We start from the raw sequence: 16,585 nt of genomic DNA on the forward strand, positions 1-16,585 counted from the left end.
TTGTAAAGAGTGAGATGCTTATACAATGACTCCTAGGTAACTAGGAGTTTTTACTATATAACTATCATTATTACTAAATATGACACACTACACATTCTACTCAAGGAGGTACATAATGAAAAAATTATATAATGCATCGTTTACGTATTTGATTATCGGTTTATTATCAGGAATTTTCGCTAGGGAGTATGGAAAGTATAAGGGGATTTTAGGATCTACTTTGTTAAATCTTCTGCATACACATACACTTGTACTAGGATTTTTCTTCTTTTTAATTGCTTTAGGATTAGCAAAAGTATTCGCGTTTCATGAAGCGAAAAGTTTTAATAAGTGGTTTGTTGTACATAATATCGCATTAACTTTAATGTTAGGTTCGCTAGCAGCGAGAGGGCTTCTTCAGCTAAATGGAGCGGACTTTAAAGGGTTAACTTATATTGTAGGGTTTTCCCATTCGTTAATGGCAGTTACTTTAATTTGGTTTATGTTGTTAATAAAGAAGTCATTTAAAATATAGTTTTATAGAAAAGAACTTGCAGCAATTGTTGCAAGTTCTTTTTGTTTATTCGACAGTATGAAACGAGTTTCATATGTATAAAACTTGAATTATTTAATTTTTCGGATTATTATGTATAAAATAGTTAACATATTTTGTAATTCGAATTTATAGTAGGTAGGAGAGTGTATGATGGAAATAACGGTAGAGCGTTTAGTAAATGAATTGAAGGGGGTACTTCCCGAAGATCGAGTAGTTGTAAATACGACAGTAAGAGAGTTACATAGTAAAGATGAATCTTATCATACTAGTAGTTTACCTGATGTAGTAGTTTTTCCGAAAACGACTGAAGAGGTTAGTAAATTAATGAAAGTAGCGAGTGAGCATAAAAAACCTGTCGTTCCTTTTGGGGTAGGTTCTAGTTTAGAAGGTCACGTTATTCCATATGAAAAAGGAATTACAGTGGACTTTTCGCTTATGAATAAAATACTCGAAATAAGAGAGAAAGACTTTCTTGTGAGAGTACAGCCGGGAGTGACTCGCTCTCAGCTTAATAAAGAATTGAAAAAGTATGGATTGTTTTTTAGTGTAGACCCAGGTGCAGATGCGACGTTAGGTGGAATGGCTGCCACAAATGCGAGCGGAACGACAGCGGTTAAGTATGGGGTAATGCGTGATCAAGTTCGTGATTTAGAAGTCGTTCTTGCTGATGGGAAAGTCATACATACTGGAAATTTAGCCGCGAAGTCGTCATCAGGTTACCATTTAAATGGTGTTTTCGTAGGATCAGAAGGTACGCTTGGATGCTTTACAGAGTTAACATTAAAAGTATACGGCATACCAGAACATGTTATGGCTGCTAGAGTATCGTTTCCAACTATAAATGATGCAGTAGAAGCTGTTATTCATATACTGCAAGCGGGTATCCCAATTGCGAGAATTGAACTTGTAGATGAATTATCTATGAAACAAGTAAATCATTATAATGAAACAAGTTATAGAGAAGAGCCTACACTGTTTTTAGAGTTTCACGGTAATGAAGCAGGTCTTAAGCAAGATATTGAATTTACGAAGGAAATTGTTCTTGATCATAAATGTAAAGAAGTTGCTTTTGAAACAGAAACTGCGGCCAGAAATAAATTATGGGATGCACGGCATAATCTAGCATATTCTTACGTTCATAGCTATCCTGGTAAAAAGCTTATGAGTACAGACGTATGTGTACCAATTTCAGAATTAGCTGGCGCAATCCAACATGCGAAAGAGACGTTGGATAAGATTGGACTTGTCGGCGGTATTCTTGGCCATGTAGGAGACGGAAATTTCCATGTGCTTTTAATGGTTGATCCAAACGATAAAGAAGAAGTGGAAAAGGCGGACGAAATAAATGAAAGTATCGTTTTATATGCTCTTAAACGAGGTGGAACGTGTACGGGAGAACATGGCGTTGGAATCGGAAAACGGAAGTATCAAGAAGAAGAACATGGGGCGGCATTACTCGTAATGGAAAAAATAAAGAAAGCTCTTGACCCGCAAAATATTTTGAATCCGAATAAAGTTTTTCAGTTGAAGGATAGGGGATGATGGGGTGAAAGTACTAGAAGCGATAAGTAATATAGCTGGAAAGTATTTTGCATTTTGGGTTATTTGTATTGCAGCAATTTCATATTTCATTCCCGGACCATTTCTCGGGTTAACTAGTTACATCACAATTTTACTTGGAGTTGTAATGTTTGGGATGGGATTAACATTAAAGGCTGTTGATTTTAAGATCATTGCTACAAAACCATTGCCAGTTATTATCGGTGTATGTGCTCAGTTTATTATTATGCCACTTGTCGCATACGTACTAGCCTACGTTATGAATCTGCCAGCTGAATTAGCAGCAGGATTAGTGTTGCTCGGTTCAGTACCGGGTGGCACTGCATCAAATGTTATGGTTTATTTAGCAAAAGGGAACTTAGCATTGTCTATTGCAATGACGTCATTATCAACGTTACTAGCACCGATTGCTACACCTCTTATTTTATTATTACTCGCGGGACAATGGATGCCAGTGAATGCTATGTCTATGTTTCTTTCTATCGTACAAGTTATTATCATACCTATTATTTTAGGATTAGTAGTGAAGAAGTTTTTCCCTACAACTGTTACGAAAGGGATGACTGTTATTCCGTTAATATCAGTTTTAGCAATTATCATTATTGTTTCAGCAGTTGTTTCAGCGAATGTAAGTAGCATTACTTCTTCAGGCCTGCTTATCTTTATTGCAGTGATGCTTCATAATGCATTTGGCTTTTTACTTGGATATATAACAGCGTTCGTACTTAGACTAGACGAAGGGACAAGAAGAGCTATTTCAATAGAAGTAGGAATGCAAAACTCAGGATTAGGTGTTGCGCTGGCAACAGCACATTTTGGACCAGCAGCTGCACTTCCAAGTGTATTAGCAGCAGTATGGCATAACATTGCGGGACCGATTTTAGCAACTATCTGGTCAAAAAATGCAAAGGATACTTTTGGTAATGAAAAATTATCGGTAAATATAGAAAAATAGGAATGATGAAAAATGCAAAAAAGCATTGTACATTTTGAAGGGTTAGTTGTATTCTTGGCCGCGATTTATACGTATTCATTATATGAATTTAGTTGGATTATCTTTTGGGTATTCTTATTAGCGCCGGATTTATCAATGTTAGCTTATGGGATAAATAATCAAGTTGGTGCTAACATTTATAATTTATTTCACACATATATTATATCGATATTAATTGTTATCATAGGTGTTTATTTTAAGATAGATTTCGTTATTATTATTGGTTTAATATGGACAGCACATATTGGAATGGATCGAATGTTTGGATATGGATTGAAATATGAGACAGATTTTAAGGATACTCATATTCAGAGGTTATAATTGCTTTTGAGGAGAGGGATACTTTGAAACAGAGAATAAGAGTATAACATCAAATGGGAAAGCGAATTTAATAAGCTACACACTTTCATTAACGATGTAATGGAAGACCGCATTTTAGCCATTGAACATGTTGGGAGTACATCTATTAAAGGACTTGCAGCAAAACCAATATTAGATATTGATATCGTAATACAAGATTATGAAATCTTTCCTGAAGTAGTAACAAAGCTTGAAGCGATAGGATACTATCATCAGGCAGAATGGAGTTACAAAGGGAGAGAGGCGTTTGGCAGAAAGGACGCTTTCGTTCCATGGGACGGACAAAGTACAGATTGGATGGAACATCATTTGTATGTGTGTGATAAAGAAAGTGAAGAGTTAAGAAGACATATAGCGTTTCGTGATTACCTTCGTGAACATGACGGTGTTGCTGTTGAATATGGACATTTAAAGGAAGAGTTAGCAAGAGAGTCAAAAAGTAGAACGAGCTATAGTGAAGGTAAGACGAAATTTATTACAAATATATTAGAAGAAATAAACTAAGGCGGCATGGAATACATGCTGCCTATTCTTTTGAAATAGAACGCTGCCATTATAAAACAAATATAAACTGGCTCTGTTGAATGCTACGAGACTTAATATAATGAGAAATAAAAGACCGGAAAAGAGGGAGCGTATGTACATACCAAAATATTTCACAATACATGATGAAGAAATGAAGTACAAAATAATTGAACAAAATAGCTTTGCAACGTTATTTTCTCAACATAACGGGGAACCATATGCAACGCATTTACCGTTGTTATTAAATAGGGAGGCCCTTACTTTACATGGTCACTTTGCACGTCCGAATGAACAGTGGAAAGATGGCGGGAATCAGCAAGTACTAGCTATATTTCAAGGGCCACATAGTTACATTTCGCCGTCATGGTATGAAACAAACAATGCAGTGCCAACATGGAATTATGTTGCAGTACATGTATACGGTGAATTAGAAATTGTTGAGGAGGAACAGGAATTAATAGACTCTCTTCAAGATTTAGTACATACATATGAAAATCCACAGAGTACCTATTCACTTAATGATGTAGATCCGAATTATATGGAAGGATTAAGTAAAGGGATAGTTGGTTTTAAAATTAAGATAAATAAAATAGAAGGAAAAGCGAAGTTAAGTCAAAATCATTCTGTGGAAAGAAGAAAATTAGTTGTGGAGGAACTTGAGAAAGTTGGTAGTGAGGGGAGTAGGGGGATTGCAGGGTTGATGAGAAAATAGAGTTTACTTGAAAGGGAAACATACTAAATAAGCGTATTTAAAAAGACCTTCTTAATGGAAGGTCTTCCGTTTTTTAAAGTGCTTTTTCAGTTGTTGTTGAGTTGTAGTCTTTACTTACGTCAACGGATTGAACAAGGTCAGGTCTTTGTGGTGCAGGAAGATCAGCATGACCCGCTTGGTATGTAAATGAACTATGAATGCCAGTAGCCAAAATACCGAAAACAGATAGTCCTAAAAAAACAGAGCTAATTTTTTTAATCATTTCAATGCCCCTTTCTCAAACGTTTTTTCTTTTGCTTGTAACGCTTTATGAAAATATTCACTTGCCTTAATGTGATTATTTTCACTATAAAATTTAACAGCTAATTTTTCTGAGTATTCTTGAGTGTAGTTATATAATAATTCTTTGTCGAAAAACGTAATTCCTTTAAGGATAATTGTTTCTAATTCTTCAGAACCAACATTATTATTTAGTTCGTTTAGAATTTTAAAATGATATATATATTCTTCATTATTTAATTCCGTACAAATTTTTAACCCTTTTTGGATTAATCCTTCAGCGATACTTGTTTCATCTAGTTTAGAGTGTTCTCTTGCTTGCAAGAAGAGAGCCTTGAAATGTGTAGGTTTCTTTTCGGTCACTTCTGATAGGTGACGGATTGCAAGTGTGGAGAGGTTTTGACTGGCATACAACCAACCCAAATTATTACGTACACTTAAAATTAATTCTTTTTCATCAGATTTCTGTAAAAGGTGTATTGCTGAATTATATTGCTCTTCCGCTTGTTCATATTGTTTTAAATAGACAAATGAGGCACCTAATGTATTTTTACATAATCCAACTTTAACTTCAAAGCCAGTTTGTTTATCGAAAATCTCTTTAGCCTTAGTTGCATATTCAATAGATTCAATTGGTTGGTAAAAGTGATAATGGAAAATCGCCATTCGATAATAAAATTCAGCATGCTCTAGATTATCAGTGTTATTTACTAATAATAACTTAGCCTGTTCATAATGTTCGCTAGCTAAGTTATAGTCTGTGGTTAAAGTTGCATAAATGCCTTTAAAGAAATGATAGTAGTAAGACAGTGGATGATTGGATGAGATTACGTAAGAATCTATTTTATCAAAGCTATCTTTTGAAATACTTAAACTATCTGTCAAAACTTTATGTCGAAACTCTAGTAAGGAATGATATAATGCTAAATTTTCATCTTCCTCGAAGTTTAGTTCCTTTTCCTCAATTTCATGCTTTAAGTTTGTCGCTTGGGACACATCTTGTTTTAGCATAGCCAAATACCAGTCATTAAATAATTTTGTAATTTGTTCATTACCTTGTAGTTGAACGTTCATGAAATCCCCTCACTTTTTTGAATATTCTTATAAAATATAGTATCAAAAATAAAAATATTTAGAAATGATGTTTTATATTTCTCAATATTTGTTTAACAAGATTTTCAGTAAACCGATTGAAATAGTGTTAATTTTGTTTTGGAGTAAAGAAAGGGAATCGGGGGGCATTTTAAAGTTCTAGTTTAGAGGGGAGAATATAAAAAGGGTGTGTTCACACAATTTGTATGAACACACCCTTTTTACATATTAAACAATCAAGTCCCACAAAAAGTACGATAAGGACGATTCGTCGGTGCAGGTGGAACGCAGTATTCTTCTTGATCTGTAGCATACGCATAAGGATTTGATAGAGCTTCAAGAAGTTTTTCCATTACGCTATAGTCACTATTTTCCACAGCTGCTTCTAGTGCTTCTTCTACGCGATGGTTTCTTGGGATGATCGATGGGTTATTATTTTTCATCATCTCGTAGGCATTGTCTTTCGATTCTTCTTGTCTTTCTAATCGAGATTGCCATAGTTTGTACCATTCTTTAAATTCAGGACTTTCAAATAGAGCTGTATTTTCGATCGTATTAAGAGTTAATGAACGGAATGTATTTGTGTAATCTGCTTTATGTTTTTCCATCATTTTTAAAAGTTGCTCAATAAGTGATTGATCTTGTTCTTCGTTGCTAAATAGTCCTAATTTCTTTTTCATTCCAATGAACCACTGGTTTTCATATTGTATGCTAAATTTTGAAATTTCGTCTTGAGCAATTTTTAATGCCTCTTCTTCATCTTCGTGCAGAATCGGTATTAAAGATTCTGCTAGTCGCGCGAGGTCCCATGCGGCCATATATGGTTGATTTCCATATGCGTAGCGACCTTGTGTATCAATAGAGCTAAATACGGTTCCTTGGTCGTAATTGTCCATAAATGCACAAGGGCCGTAATCAATCGTTTCTCCACTAATCGTTATATTGTCAGTGTTCATTACGCCATGGATAAATCCAATAAGTTGCCATTTAGCGATGAGGCTTGCTTGTTTTTTGATGACTTCTTGTAGTAATGCAGTATATCGGTTTTCATGAGCTTCAATTTCTGGATAATGCCTTTTTATCGTATAGTCAGCTAGTGATTGAAGATCCTCGATAGAACCACGAGCTGCAGCATATTGAAATGTGCCAACACGTATATGACTGCTAGCGACTCTAGTTAAGATTGCTCCAGGTAACTTTGTTTCACGATATGTTGGTTCACCAGTTGTGACAACTGCTAAACTGCGAGTAGTCGGAATATCAAGTGCATACATTGCTTCACTAATAATATACTCACGTAGCATCGGACCGAGTGCAGCGCGACCATCACCGCGGCGTGAATATGGGGTAGGGCCAGAACCTTTCAGTTGAATGTCAAAACGTTTACCTGAAGGGGTAATTTGTTCGCCTATTAAAAGCGCACGACCGTCGCCTAACATATTAAAATGTCCGAATTGATGACCAGCATATGCTTGTGCTAATGGACGAGCTCCTTCTGGGAGTGCATTACCAGCAAAAACAGCAATTTCAACTTCTTTTTTCAATTCTTCAGGATTAAAGCCAAGAGATATTGCTAATGAATGGTTTAGTTTAACTAACTCCGGTGAACTTACGGGAGTAGGGGGGATTTCTGTATAAAATGATTGTGGCAAAGTAGCATAACTATGATCTAAATTCCAACCTGCTTCATTATTTTTCGTCATTTTATCTCCTCCTTGTTTATTTTTTTATTATGTATTTGTACGTATGTATTCTTTGTAAAATTAGCTAAAAGTATAATATGATATTTCCCCTTGCAATCTATTGTAAGGACTTCACTGCACTATGTCTATTTAACAGTAATAATAAAAACTCCATTTTTAAAAATGGAGTTTTTATTATTACTTAATTTTTACGATTATTTTTCCTTTTGCCCTTCCAGCTTCTGAATATTCCATTGCTTTTTGTGCATCTTCAAAAGGGAAAACTCGATCGATTACCGGTTTGATTTCACCATCTTCAATATAGTTTGCGATAGTACGTAATTGATCTCCGCTTGGCTTCATAAATAAAAATGAATATTGCGCATTATGCTTCTTCTCAAGTGCAGTAAGATTTCTACTTGCTAATGAAAATAAGAATGTTTTAAAAAATCCGGAACCAAATTCTTTACCAAAACGAGCATTTGGCATTCCTGAAACGGAAACAATGTTGCCGCCGCTTTTTATAATATCGAATGATTTTTCAAGTGTTGTACCACCGATTGTATCAAATACTGCATCATAATCTTTTAGTATTTCTTCAAATTTTTCTGTTTTGTAATTAATAATTTCATCTGCGCCAAGAGACTTTACTAAATCAGAACCGGCTTCACTAGCAGTTGTTGTAACGATAGCGCCCATTATTTTTGCTAACTGAATTGCGAAAGTGCCAACCCCGCCAGATCCAGCGTGAATTAAAATCTTTTGTCCTTTTTGTAAATGCATAATGTCATGTAGTGCTTGATATGATGTTAAGCCAACGAGTGGAATCGATGCCGCTTCCTCAAAACTTAAATTTTTAGGTTTTAAAGCTATATCATCCTCATGAATGGCTATATATTCGGCGAAAGTACCTATCTTATTCTTTCTTGGACGAGCATATATTTCATCACCGACTTTAAAACGAGTTACTTTTGATCCAACCTTTACGATAACACCGGAAAAGTCATTACCAAGGATTAGGGGCATTTCATATTTAAGTAACATCTTTACTTTTCCATCGCGTATTTTAAAGTCAATAGGGTTAATACTAGCTGCATGAATTTCTGCGAGCACTTCATGCTCATTTATTTCAGGAGTAGGTACCTCTGCCATTCGCATTGGGACTTTCCCATATTTATCAATTATCATCGCTTTCATTTCTTATACCTCCAAATTTTAATAAAAGTTGTGCAGTAGCTTTTCAATATCTAATACAAGGTTTTTTAATAAACTTAATTTTGTACGTATATCAATATAATAAAAGTTTTTTGTACCTTCTTTTCGCATTAAAATAATACCGGCTTCTCGTAAAATTCTAAGGTGATGTGATACGGCTGGTCGAGAAAGGTGTGTTTGCTTCGTAATTTCTCCTACACGTAATCCTGTTTGACATTCCGTTTCCATGAGAACTAACAAAATAGCTTGACGTGTTTCATCGCCAATTGCCAATAATACTTTTTGAGAATCAATAAAATCTTTTTTTATAACATTTAATTGTTCTTGTTTATTCATTCCAATCACTTTACCTCCTGCTAATTAGTCGAAAGGTTTAAGATGATGAACCATTACATCGATATGGTAATGCTACATGATTGTTGAATGAGCTGCAATATTGGGAAAGAAAATCGAGACGAATGAAATTTTATGAGTTGAAAATGGTAGGGGATAGAAAAGGCTTTAATGATATGTTGTTTACAGATGAGAAAGGATAAGGATTTAAAAAAATAAGCGGTCGTACCCTGAATAACTTATAGGGTTACGACCGCTTATCATGTTTTTATTATGTTAGTGTCTACTAAAGTGAAATGTTTCGTTTTACTCTTTCATACCCGCATAATTCAAGCAGATTATAGATGTATGAGAAAGTAAAATTAATTTGGGGCGTAATCTATCTATATAATAATTCAAAATGAAATATAAGTCTATATCTTTGTTGTTTTTTTGATTATATTTATATCACTGAGCTCAGAATAGTGATGGGAGGGTAAATATATGAAATCGAATTACGTACGAGTTTTAATTATTGGAGGAGGATTATCAGGGTTAGCATCTGCGCTATTCCTTGCAAAACATAACGTTGATTATTTATTGGTTGAAAGGCACCCGTCTACTGCAATTCATCCAAAAGCAGGTGGAATCACTTTTCGTACGATGGAGTTATTTCGAGAATTGGGTTTAGAACAAAGAATTAGATCAGCGGGTAAAGCGTTAGAAAATTGCCGCGGAAGAATAGCAGTTCATACAATAGCTGAGGCGAATAAGGAAGAATTGGCAAAAATGCGGGCGACTCAGTATGGAAACGATGAGAAGTTACTTCGAAAAATAGAAGAGATTAGTCCATCAAAACAAACGGCTTGTTATCAAATTATTTTAGAAGAGATCATGTTACAAGAAGCGAGAACATTAGGCGGAGAATTATCTTTTTATCATGAATTAGTTTCTTATAAACAAAATGAGCAAGGAGTAATCGCAACGATTTGGAATCGCGAAACGGAAGAAGAAAGTATTATTCATTGTGATTATGTAATTGCAGCAGATGGAGCGAAAAGTAAAATACGTAAGCAGCTAGGGATAGGTACTGAGGGACGAGGTACAATCGGTGGCTATTATATGAATATTTATTTTGAAGCGGATTTAAGTGAGTTTATGCAAGGAGATGCATTTGGTTTTACTATGGTACTTCATCCGGAAGTTCTTGGTGCGCTTATTCCAGTTGATAACGAAAGAAGATGGATTTACCATGTATCCTACGATCCATTAAAAGGAGAGCGACCAGAGGATTTCACTATAGAACGTTGTAAACAAATCATTCAAACAGCAATTGGAAGCACAAATGTTAAGTCGGAAATAGTAAGTGTTTTACCGTGGGAAGCGACTGAAAGTACTGCTACAAAATTTCAAGATAATCGCGTTTTTTTAGTTGGCGATTCTGCACATATTATGCCGCCAACTGGAGGATTTGGTTCGAATACAGGAATACAAGATGCGCATAACTTAGCCTGGAAATTAGCGGCTGTTATAAAAGGAAAAGCAAACCCGAAATTGTTAGAAACATATCATGAAGAGAGACACTCTGTTGCAAAATTAACGACAGCTTATGCAAGTAGTTTACTGTTTCGTGCTGCAAATAGAGAGGAAGGCAGTTTGAATAATATGGATGGTTTAGCTGTAACTGTTGGGTATCAGTATAGTTCAGATGCAATAATAGATGACTCAGCCACCCCGCATAGAATGGATATAGTACAGTTGAACGGAAGACCTGGAACGCGAGCACCACATTTTATTGGAATGTATGAGGGGAAAGAAGTCTCTGTCCTTGATTTATTAGGTAACGATTTTGTTTTATTTACTGGTGCAGAAAATGATTCTTGGGCTGAATCAGCACATACTGTTTCAGCTAAATTAGGAGTAAATATAAAAGTATATCGCGTTGGTCTAAGTGGAGATTTTATTGCTCAAGAAAATGTTTTTAGCGAATTATATGGTTTAGATGATGGAGGAGCTGTATTAATTAGACCAGATGGCTTTATAGGATGGCGTTCTGCAAAAGCAGTGGTAAATCCAGATGTAATGCTGGAAGAGATGATGAGAAATGTATTATGTGATTTTTAAGTAACTACGGAAATACTTTCTTAAATGTCTCACTTTACTGAAAAATAATATTCACAAATATTAATAGGTTTGGTATGATTAATTTCGACAAGTTAATCGAGGCCGGAGATATTTGAGATAAGCCATAAATTTATTTAGGGATACAGAAGTGTCCTCTAAATAATTTATGGCTTTTTTTATTGAATGAACTGTAAACAATAGGCAGTTATATGTGAATAGGAGGGATATGGAAAATAAATAGTATAGTAATAACATAGGGGAATTGTATGTATAAGATTGGAATTTTCATATAAGCTTATAAAAATAATGAAAGTGTATCTTCTATTTCGTGTAAATCTCATTAACTTGTTGAAATTTGCAACGTAGGAAGGGTTAGAAGGATGAGAAAAATTATTAGCGTGTTAGTTATTTTCTTTATGACGGGGAGTATCTTTGCTGGGGGAGCTGTTCATGCGAAAGCAGAGGGGCAGCATGAATGGAATACGAATAAGTTTTTAAATATTGCACATCGCGGAGCAAGTGGACATGCACCTGAGCATACTTTTGCTTCTTATGATTTAGTGAAAAAAATGAAAGCGGATTATTTGGAGTTAGATATTCAATTAACTAAGGATGGTCAATTAATTGCAATGCATGATACAGCAGTTGACCGCACTACAAATGGAACAGGTGAAGTACGAGATAAAACATTAAGTGAAATAAAAAGCTTAGATGCAGGATCTTGGTTCAATAAAGCTTATCCAGAAAAAGCTAAGCAAGAGTATGTTGGGCAAAAAGTTCCGACTCTTGAAGAAATCTTCCAAAAGTACGGAAGAAGCATGAAGTACTACATTGAAACAAAATCACCAGATGTGTATCCAGGAATGGAAGAGAAATTATTAGCTTTATTAAAAAAATATAATTTAGTAGGTCAAAACATGTCTTCTAGCCGTGTTATGATTCAATCATTTAGTAAAGATAGTTTAACAAAGATTCATAGTATGAATAAAAATATTCCGTTAGTTCAACTGCTTTGGTATTATCCAAATGAAAATAATGAGATTGTTGAATGGTCTAGTATTACACATGAACCGAAAAGTGTAACGAATGATGATTTTCAAGAAATTAAAAAGTATGCAGTTGGTATTGGACCGAACTTACGTAATGATAACGGAGAACTAATTATTGATGAGTTATATATGAAAATGGCTAGAAATAATGGGCTGTTAATTCACCCTTATACAATTAATGAGAAACCAGATATGAGATTGTTAATTAAATGGGGTGCTACAGGAATGTTTACAAATTATCCTGATCGATTACATAGTGTACTAAAAGAAAAGTAAGTGAGATAGGATAAAAGGTATACCGACGTTTTGGTATACCTTTTCCTATTATGCTAGATGATAGTAGTAGGATACATATTCTTCTAAGCCTTGAATTTCTTTTTCAGGTGGCTCAATACCGCCTTTTTTACCGTAGCAAATATTTCTCAAGTATTCTCCGAAAATCATAGAGCGACTCTTCTCATTTTCCATCCAATTATATCTATTAATGATAAACTCATCATCGAAACTTGTATCAAATGTATATGGAATACAAGTAACAGTGTTAGGTAGATGTTTTTTTAATACTCTATATTGTCGACCAGCTCCTAAACTTTTGCAAACAAAGAGTAACCGATTAATCTTTGTGAAATCAAAAATCTTTTTTGCTTCCATTATATTAGCGATAGAATGAAGGGAGTTTGTCTCGAATATGATAGCGTCTCTTGGTATGCCATTTTCAATTAATTTATGTACAATTACTTCTGCTTCTGATAAATCCCCGTAATTCCAGCTCGGATGTTTCATGCCATGCAAACTAGTACCGCCTGTAACGATAATTTGGCTTCCTAAACCTTGTTGATAAGCTTTTAGAGGAGCTTGCCAATTGCCAGGATGGGAACCGCCAAACACGAAAATTGCATCACATTTTTGTGGTGTAATGTTTTTTAGAAAAGTGATTTCTGTAATTTGAACAATTTGTTTTTTCATAAGAGTAGGAACATCAGGATATTTAGGGATTACCATGTAAAAACCTCCTATATAGTAAAATGACAAATTCATTATATAGCGATTTTATTAAGTGAAAAAAGGGAAGATTTTCATTTGAAAGTACCCCTTTTAAGTTAATTCTCCAACAAACCAAATTTCTTTTTCATAGCATTCACCTTCATCATAAATGACTTCTTGGAAGTGTAACATTTGGGCAATAGGCCAAATTGAAATTCCCCAGGTTTTCCAAAAATCAGATTCATTTGCAAGAGGAATCCACTTTTGGAGTTCACTATTTCTATTAAAGAAATTATGAAAGTACCCCTCATTTTTAAATATAATGATTTGCGAATCCCACAATCTTTCTATAGAAATGAAAACAACAACTCGATATGTATGTGTATCGCTCGGTTTTATTTTTATTAAATGCTGCGCTTGATTTAATAAGGTTTGTATACACAATCGTTTTACTTTTCTAGGTGTTTTATGAGACTCGATAAAAGCTTGTGAAACTGGTAAAGGCATATACCAATATTCATCGTTATAGAAAGTAGAAGGGAACGTTTTTGTATGTTCTTCAATTCGCTTTATCATCGTGTTTGTTTTACGCTTCACCCCACGTATTTTCTTTTCACGCATTGTCAAATCATCTCCATAAATTTTTGTAGTGCAGCTGAGCGATATATATCTTTTCTAGTAATAAAAGTAGTAGGAACTTTTTTAAATCTATTAGGTAAAGGATTGAATGATAAATTATGTTCATGCCCCTTTAAAATTGATTTCATCATAATCGCTACGCCCATACTTGATTTTACACATGCAAGTATCGCTTCGATTGTCCCGAATTCCAAAACTCGTTTAGGTGAGATGTCTTCTTCTTGAAGCCAGTCTTCTAATAAATTTCTATAATAGCAACCGTGACTAAAGGCGAGTAAATTCATATCTCCTATGTCTTTAATAGAGGATAAAGTTTTTTTACTAATGAGAACTAATTCCTCTTCACGAAATACATTTGTATGAAGTTCAGTATGCTGAGTAGATCCTGCTATGAACGCTCCGTCTAGTTTTCGTTCTAACACAAGCCTAATTAGTTGTTCGGTCGTATTTGTTTCTAAAATCAATTCGACTTCTCGGTATTTTTCATAATAGGCCGTTAATATAGATGGCAACCTTACCGCGGTTGTAGATTCTGTACATCCGATTTTTAAAGTGCCTTTTGGTTCGGTTCCATTACTTTGAACAGCTTTTATAGATTGATCCATTAAGTGGATAATTTGTTTGGCGTATGCTAATAAAATCTCACCGTTAGAAGTTAAAGTTACCCCTTTTCCGTTACGATAAAATAAAGGCACGCCTAATTCATTTTCTAGTTGTTTCATACGCATTGTTACGCCTGATTGTACATAGTTCAAATTTTTCGCCGCATGAGAAATATTACTTTCCTTTGCCACTTCGTAAAATATAGTTAAATCTTTTATGTCCACGTATCATCCCTCCGAAAAGGTATCAATTTTTTTGATGGGTTATATGATGAATCTTTATTTTATATGATATCAGAACTTTCATACAATGGAAGAGGATGGGGGGATTATTGTGTTAATGGAAGAAAGGATGAATCGTACTTATAAGTGGGTTATGTTATTGTTTGCGACGATTACTCAAACAACAGCGACACTTATAACATATGGTGTTGGAGCTTTCGCTTTATTTTGGAAAGAAGAATATGCGCTTACGAATATGGAAAGTGGATTGTTAGTAAGTGTTGTAAATGTTGGACCATTATTTTGCATGCTTTTTGTCGGCCGGTTACTGGATCAATATAATGAAAAATTATTAATTTCTATCAGTTCATTTTTATTAGGAGGTTCGTTTTTACTAACTAATATAGTAAGTGGATTGAATGGTCTGTTATTTGTACTTTTATTCGTAGGGATGTTTTATAGTGTTTCCCAGCCAGGAGGAAGTAAAGTGATTTTGAAATGGTTTTCAAAAGAAAATCGTGGATTAGCGATGGGAATAAGGCAAGCTGGTATACCGATTGGCGGCGCATTAGCGGGAGTGCTAATCCCATTTCTTACGATACAATATAATGTGACTTACGCGATAAATAGTATGGCATGCATTTGTATAATTGGAGGATTATTATTTTTTATGTTTTATAAAGAACCATATGTTCAAGTGGATGCAAGGAAAGGATATATTAAAATTTCTTTTTGGACGCAGCTAAAAGTAGTGATACGTAAAAAAGAGTTGTATCCAATATATATAACGGGTATTTGCATGATTTCATTACAAATGGTGTTAGTTGGACACTTCATGAAATTTTTAGTAAGAGAACAATCTATTACATCTATTGTAGCTGGAACAGTATTTTCAGTGATGTTCTTTTCTGGAATGATTGGCCGTGTTGTATTAGCAGCTAGTAGTGATTTGTTTTATAAGGGAAATCGGCGCACGCCATTATTTATAGCTGTCTGTGCTTCTATCGGCTTGATTCTATTGTTAGTCATGGGCATACATACAGTAACGACTGGTGTATTGTATGGTGTAAGTGCATTGTTAGGGTTCTTTTCGATTGGATGGTTTAGTCTTTTTATCGTCGAAGTTGCTGAATTGGCGAGTGAAGATTCTGTTGGGATAACAGTTAGTTTGGCACTTACATTCAATCAAATTGCTATTATTGTTGCACCTGTTTTATTTGGTTATATTGTAGATGAGAAAGGGTATACGTATGCGTGGTTGTGTATAGTGGTATTATTATGTATCTCAGCAGTGAGTTTATATAGTAAAAACAAAAAATAAAAGAAAGTTAGCAATGTAAATTTTTTATGAAAAAGTCTAAAGAAATGCCGAATGAGCGACATTTCTTTTTTTATATGTTGTATAATCAAAATGTAAATGAGATTCGTTTTCAATCGGATTCATTGCTTCTCTTGAAATTTCCTGTTACTTTAGCTATAATGAGTCTTTTTCTATATCGTTATGTGCATGATTTATTTTGTTTGAAAATTTTTCAGTATTATTTTAATTTAATATTATAATCTATATTACGTAATATTAAATTAAAACTATGTTTTTTATTATTCTGCAATAGAACATCATATCTTCTAATCGATTGCGTCTATCAGTATTTTCATGTTTATAACTACTTTTTGACAATGTGTAACAAATGTTACATAA

17 protein-coding genes and 1 pseudogene are annotated in these 16,585 nt (G+C 34.3%); 9 read left to right on the top strand and 9 right to left on the bottom strand.

Translation table 11 applies throughout. From position 1 onward, the window contains the following. Nucleotides 1-115 precede the first annotated feature (115 nt). The 6 genes from Q9B79_RS01270 (at nt 116) to Q9B79_RS01295 (ending at nt 4,686) form a co-directional block, all read left to right on the top strand. Nucleotides 116-514 carry a DUF2871 family protein gene (locus tag Q9B79_RS01270; RefSeq protein ID WP_306182321.1) on the top strand — a complete coding sequence of 133 codons (399 nt, stop codon included), beginning with the start codon at nt 116-118 and terminating at the stop codon, nt 512-514. Between the two features lie 171 nt (nt 515-685). Beyond that, entirely contained in the window at nt 686-2,077 is a 1,392-nt protein-coding gene (locus Q9B79_RS01275) for an FAD-binding oxidoreductase (RefSeq protein ID WP_306182322.1), read from the top strand. Between the two features lie 4 nt (nt 2,078-2,081). After that, nucleotides 2,082-3,050 (top strand): bile acid:sodium symporter family protein, encoded by a 969-nt coding sequence (locus Q9B79_RS01280; protein ID WP_306182323.1) that lies wholly within the window; start codon nt 2,082-2,084, stop codon nt 3,048-3,050. A 12-nt stretch (nt 3,051-3,062) separates the two neighbouring features. Continuing rightward, nucleotides 3,063-3,410, top strand: a complete 348-nt coding sequence (locus Q9B79_RS01285; RefSeq protein WP_306182324.1) for a DUF4260 domain-containing protein — start codon at nt 3,063-3,065, stop codon at nt 3,408-3,410. Between the two features lie 99 nt (nt 3,411-3,509). Next, nucleotides 3,510-3,953, top strand: coding sequence for a GrpB family protein (locus Q9B79_RS01290; RefSeq protein WP_306182325.1), 444 nt, complete (start codon nt 3,510-3,512; stop codon nt 3,951-3,953). Between the two features lie 133 nt (nt 3,954-4,086). Beyond that, on the top strand, nt 4,087-4,686 hold the full coding sequence (locus tag Q9B79_RS01295) for an FMN-binding negative transcriptional regulator (RefSeq protein ID WP_306182326.1): 600 nt from the start codon (nt 4,087-4,089) through the stop codon (nt 4,684-4,686). Between the two features lie 73 nt (nt 4,687-4,759). Here the strand turns inward: Q9B79_RS01295 and Q9B79_RS01300 are convergent, their stop codons facing one another. The 5 genes from Q9B79_RS01300 to Q9B79_RS01320 all read right to left on the bottom strand — a co-directional run bounded on the left by Q9B79_RS01300 (nt 4,760) and on the right by Q9B79_RS01320 (nt 9,299). Continuing rightward, nucleotides 4,760-4,948 (bottom strand): Phr family secreted Rap phosphatase inhibitor, encoded by a 189-nt coding sequence (locus tag Q9B79_RS01300; protein ID WP_000592016.1) that lies wholly within the window; start codon nt 4,946-4,948, stop codon nt 4,760-4,762. Next, complete coding sequence (locus Q9B79_RS01305) at nt 4,945-6,039, bottom strand: response regulator aspartate phosphatase (protein WP_098946508.1); 1,095 nt, start codon at nt 6,037-6,039, stop codon at nt 4,945-4,947. Before Q9B79_RS01305 ends, Q9B79_RS01300 begins: the two co-directional genes overlap by 4 nt. 254 nt (nt 6,040-6,293) lie before the next feature. Further along, a complete protein-coding gene (locus Q9B79_RS01310; RefSeq protein ID WP_306182327.1) occupies nt 6,294-7,760 on the bottom strand; it encodes a protein adenylyltransferase SelO in 1,467 nt (488 codons plus the stop codon). Between the two features lie 177 nt (nt 7,761-7,937). Further along, a complete protein-coding gene (locus tag Q9B79_RS01315) occupies nt 7,938-8,936 on the bottom strand; it encodes an NADP-dependent oxidoreductase (protein ID WP_306182328.1) in 999 nt (332 codons plus the stop codon). Nucleotides 8,937-8,954: 18 nt separating this feature from the next. Continuing rightward, nucleotides 8,955-9,299: an ArsR/SmtB family transcription factor gene (locus Q9B79_RS01320; RefSeq protein WP_306182329.1), complete on the bottom strand. Its 345-nt coding sequence runs from the start codon at nt 9,297-9,299 to the stop codon at nt 8,955-8,957. 471 nt (nt 9,300-9,770) lie between these two features. Between Q9B79_RS01320 and Q9B79_RS01325 the strand changes: the two genes are divergently transcribed. Further along, nucleotides 9,771-11,390, top strand: coding sequence for an FAD-dependent oxidoreductase (locus Q9B79_RS01325; protein WP_306182330.1), 1,620 nt, complete (start codon nt 9,771-9,773; stop codon nt 11,388-11,390). A gap of 380 nt (nt 11,391-11,770) precedes the next feature. After that, the gene (locus Q9B79_RS01330; RefSeq protein WP_306182331.1) at nt 11,771-12,715 is read left to right on the top strand and encodes a glycerophosphodiester phosphodiesterase; all 945 of its coding nucleotides are present in this window, start codon (nt 11,771-11,773) and stop codon (nt 12,713-12,715) included. Nucleotides 12,716-12,763: 48 nt separating this feature from the next. Here Q9B79_RS01330 and Q9B79_RS01335 read toward each other — a convergent pair whose 3' ends face one another. From Q9B79_RS01335 to Q9B79_RS01345, 3 genes are all read right to left on the bottom strand, one after another. Continuing rightward, nucleotides 12,764-13,441 carry a YdcF family protein gene (locus Q9B79_RS01335; protein WP_306182332.1) on the bottom strand — a complete coding sequence of 226 codons (678 nt, stop codon included), beginning with the start codon at nt 13,439-13,441 and terminating at the stop codon, nt 12,764-12,766. 93 nt (nt 13,442-13,534) lie between these two features. Beyond that, on the bottom strand, nt 13,535-14,044 hold the full coding sequence (locus tag Q9B79_RS01340) for a DUF3916 domain-containing protein (RefSeq protein WP_306182333.1): 510 nt from the start codon (nt 14,042-14,044) through the stop codon (nt 13,535-13,537). A 2-nt stretch (nt 14,045-14,046) separates the two neighbouring features. Further along, complete coding sequence (locus tag Q9B79_RS01345) at nt 14,047-14,889, bottom strand: LysR family transcriptional regulator (RefSeq protein ID WP_306182334.1); 843 nt, start codon at nt 14,887-14,889, stop codon at nt 14,047-14,049. Nucleotides 14,890-14,974: 85 nt separating this feature from the next. Between Q9B79_RS01345 and Q9B79_RS01350 the strand changes: the two genes are divergently transcribed. Next, a complete protein-coding gene (locus Q9B79_RS01350) occupies nt 14,975-16,207 on the top strand; it encodes an MFS transporter (RefSeq protein ID WP_306182335.1) in 1,233 nt (410 codons plus the stop codon). Nucleotides 16,208-16,316: 109 nt separating this feature from the next. Here the strand turns inward: Q9B79_RS01350 and Q9B79_RS01355 are convergent. Beyond that, nucleotides 16,317-16,507, bottom strand: a pseudogene (locus Q9B79_RS01355) (hypothetical protein). Nucleotides 16,508-16,585 lie beyond the last annotated feature (78 nt).

Origin of the sequence: Bacillus sp. MHSD_36 (genome assembly GCF_030757775.1) — a bacterium.
Taxonomy (GTDB): domain Bacteria; phylum Bacillota; class Bacilli; order Bacillales; family Bacillaceae_G; genus Bacillus_A.

Coding starts and splice junctions, on each gene's coding strand:
- Q9B79_RS01330 (WP_306182331.1), top strand. CDS start 11,771: ATGAGAAAAATTATTAGCGTGTTAGTTATTTTCTTTATGACGGGGAGT.
- Q9B79_RS01285 (WP_306182324.1), top strand. CDS start 3,063: ATGCAAAAAAGCATTGTACATTTTGAAGGGTTAGTTGTATTCTTGGCC.
- Q9B79_RS01290 (WP_306182325.1), top strand. CDS start 3,510: ATGGAAGACCGCATTTTAGCCATTGAACATGTTGGGAGTACATCTATT.
- Q9B79_RS01270 (WP_306182321.1), top strand. CDS start 116: ATGAAAAAATTATATAATGCATCGTTTACGTATTTGATTATCGGTTTA.
- Q9B79_RS01350 (WP_306182335.1), top strand. CDS start 14,975: ATGGAAGAGGATGGGGGGATTATTGTGTTAATGGAAGAAAGGATGAAT.
- Q9B79_RS01300 (WP_000592016.1), bottom strand. CDS start 4,948: ATGATTAAAAAAATTAGCTCTGTTTTTTTAGGACTATCTGTTTTCGGT.
- Q9B79_RS01315 (WP_306182328.1), bottom strand. CDS start 8,936: ATGAAAGCGATGATAATTGATAAATATGGGAAAGTCCCAATGCGAATG.
- Q9B79_RS01295 (WP_306182326.1), top strand. CDS start 4,087: ATGTACATACCAAAATATTTCACAATACATGATGAAGAAATGAAGTAC.
- Q9B79_RS01310 (WP_306182327.1), bottom strand. CDS start 7,760: ATGACGAAAAATAATGAAGCAGGTTGGAATTTAGATCATAGTTATGCT.
- Q9B79_RS01275 (WP_306182322.1), top strand. CDS start 686: ATGGAAATAACGGTAGAGCGTTTAGTAAATGAATTGAAGGGGGTACTT.
- Q9B79_RS01340 (WP_306182333.1), bottom strand. CDS start 14,044: ATGCGTGAAAAGAAAATACGTGGGGTGAAGCGTAAAACAAACACGATG.
- Q9B79_RS01325 (WP_306182330.1), top strand. CDS start 9,771: ATGAAATCGAATTACGTACGAGTTTTAATTATTGGAGGAGGATTATCA.
- Q9B79_RS01335 (WP_306182332.1), bottom strand. CDS start 13,441: ATGGTAATCCCTAAATATCCTGATGTTCCTACTCTTATGAAAAAACAA.
- Q9B79_RS01305 (WP_098946508.1), bottom strand. CDS start 6,039: ATGAACGTTCAACTACAAGGTAATGAACAAATTACAAAATTATTTAAT.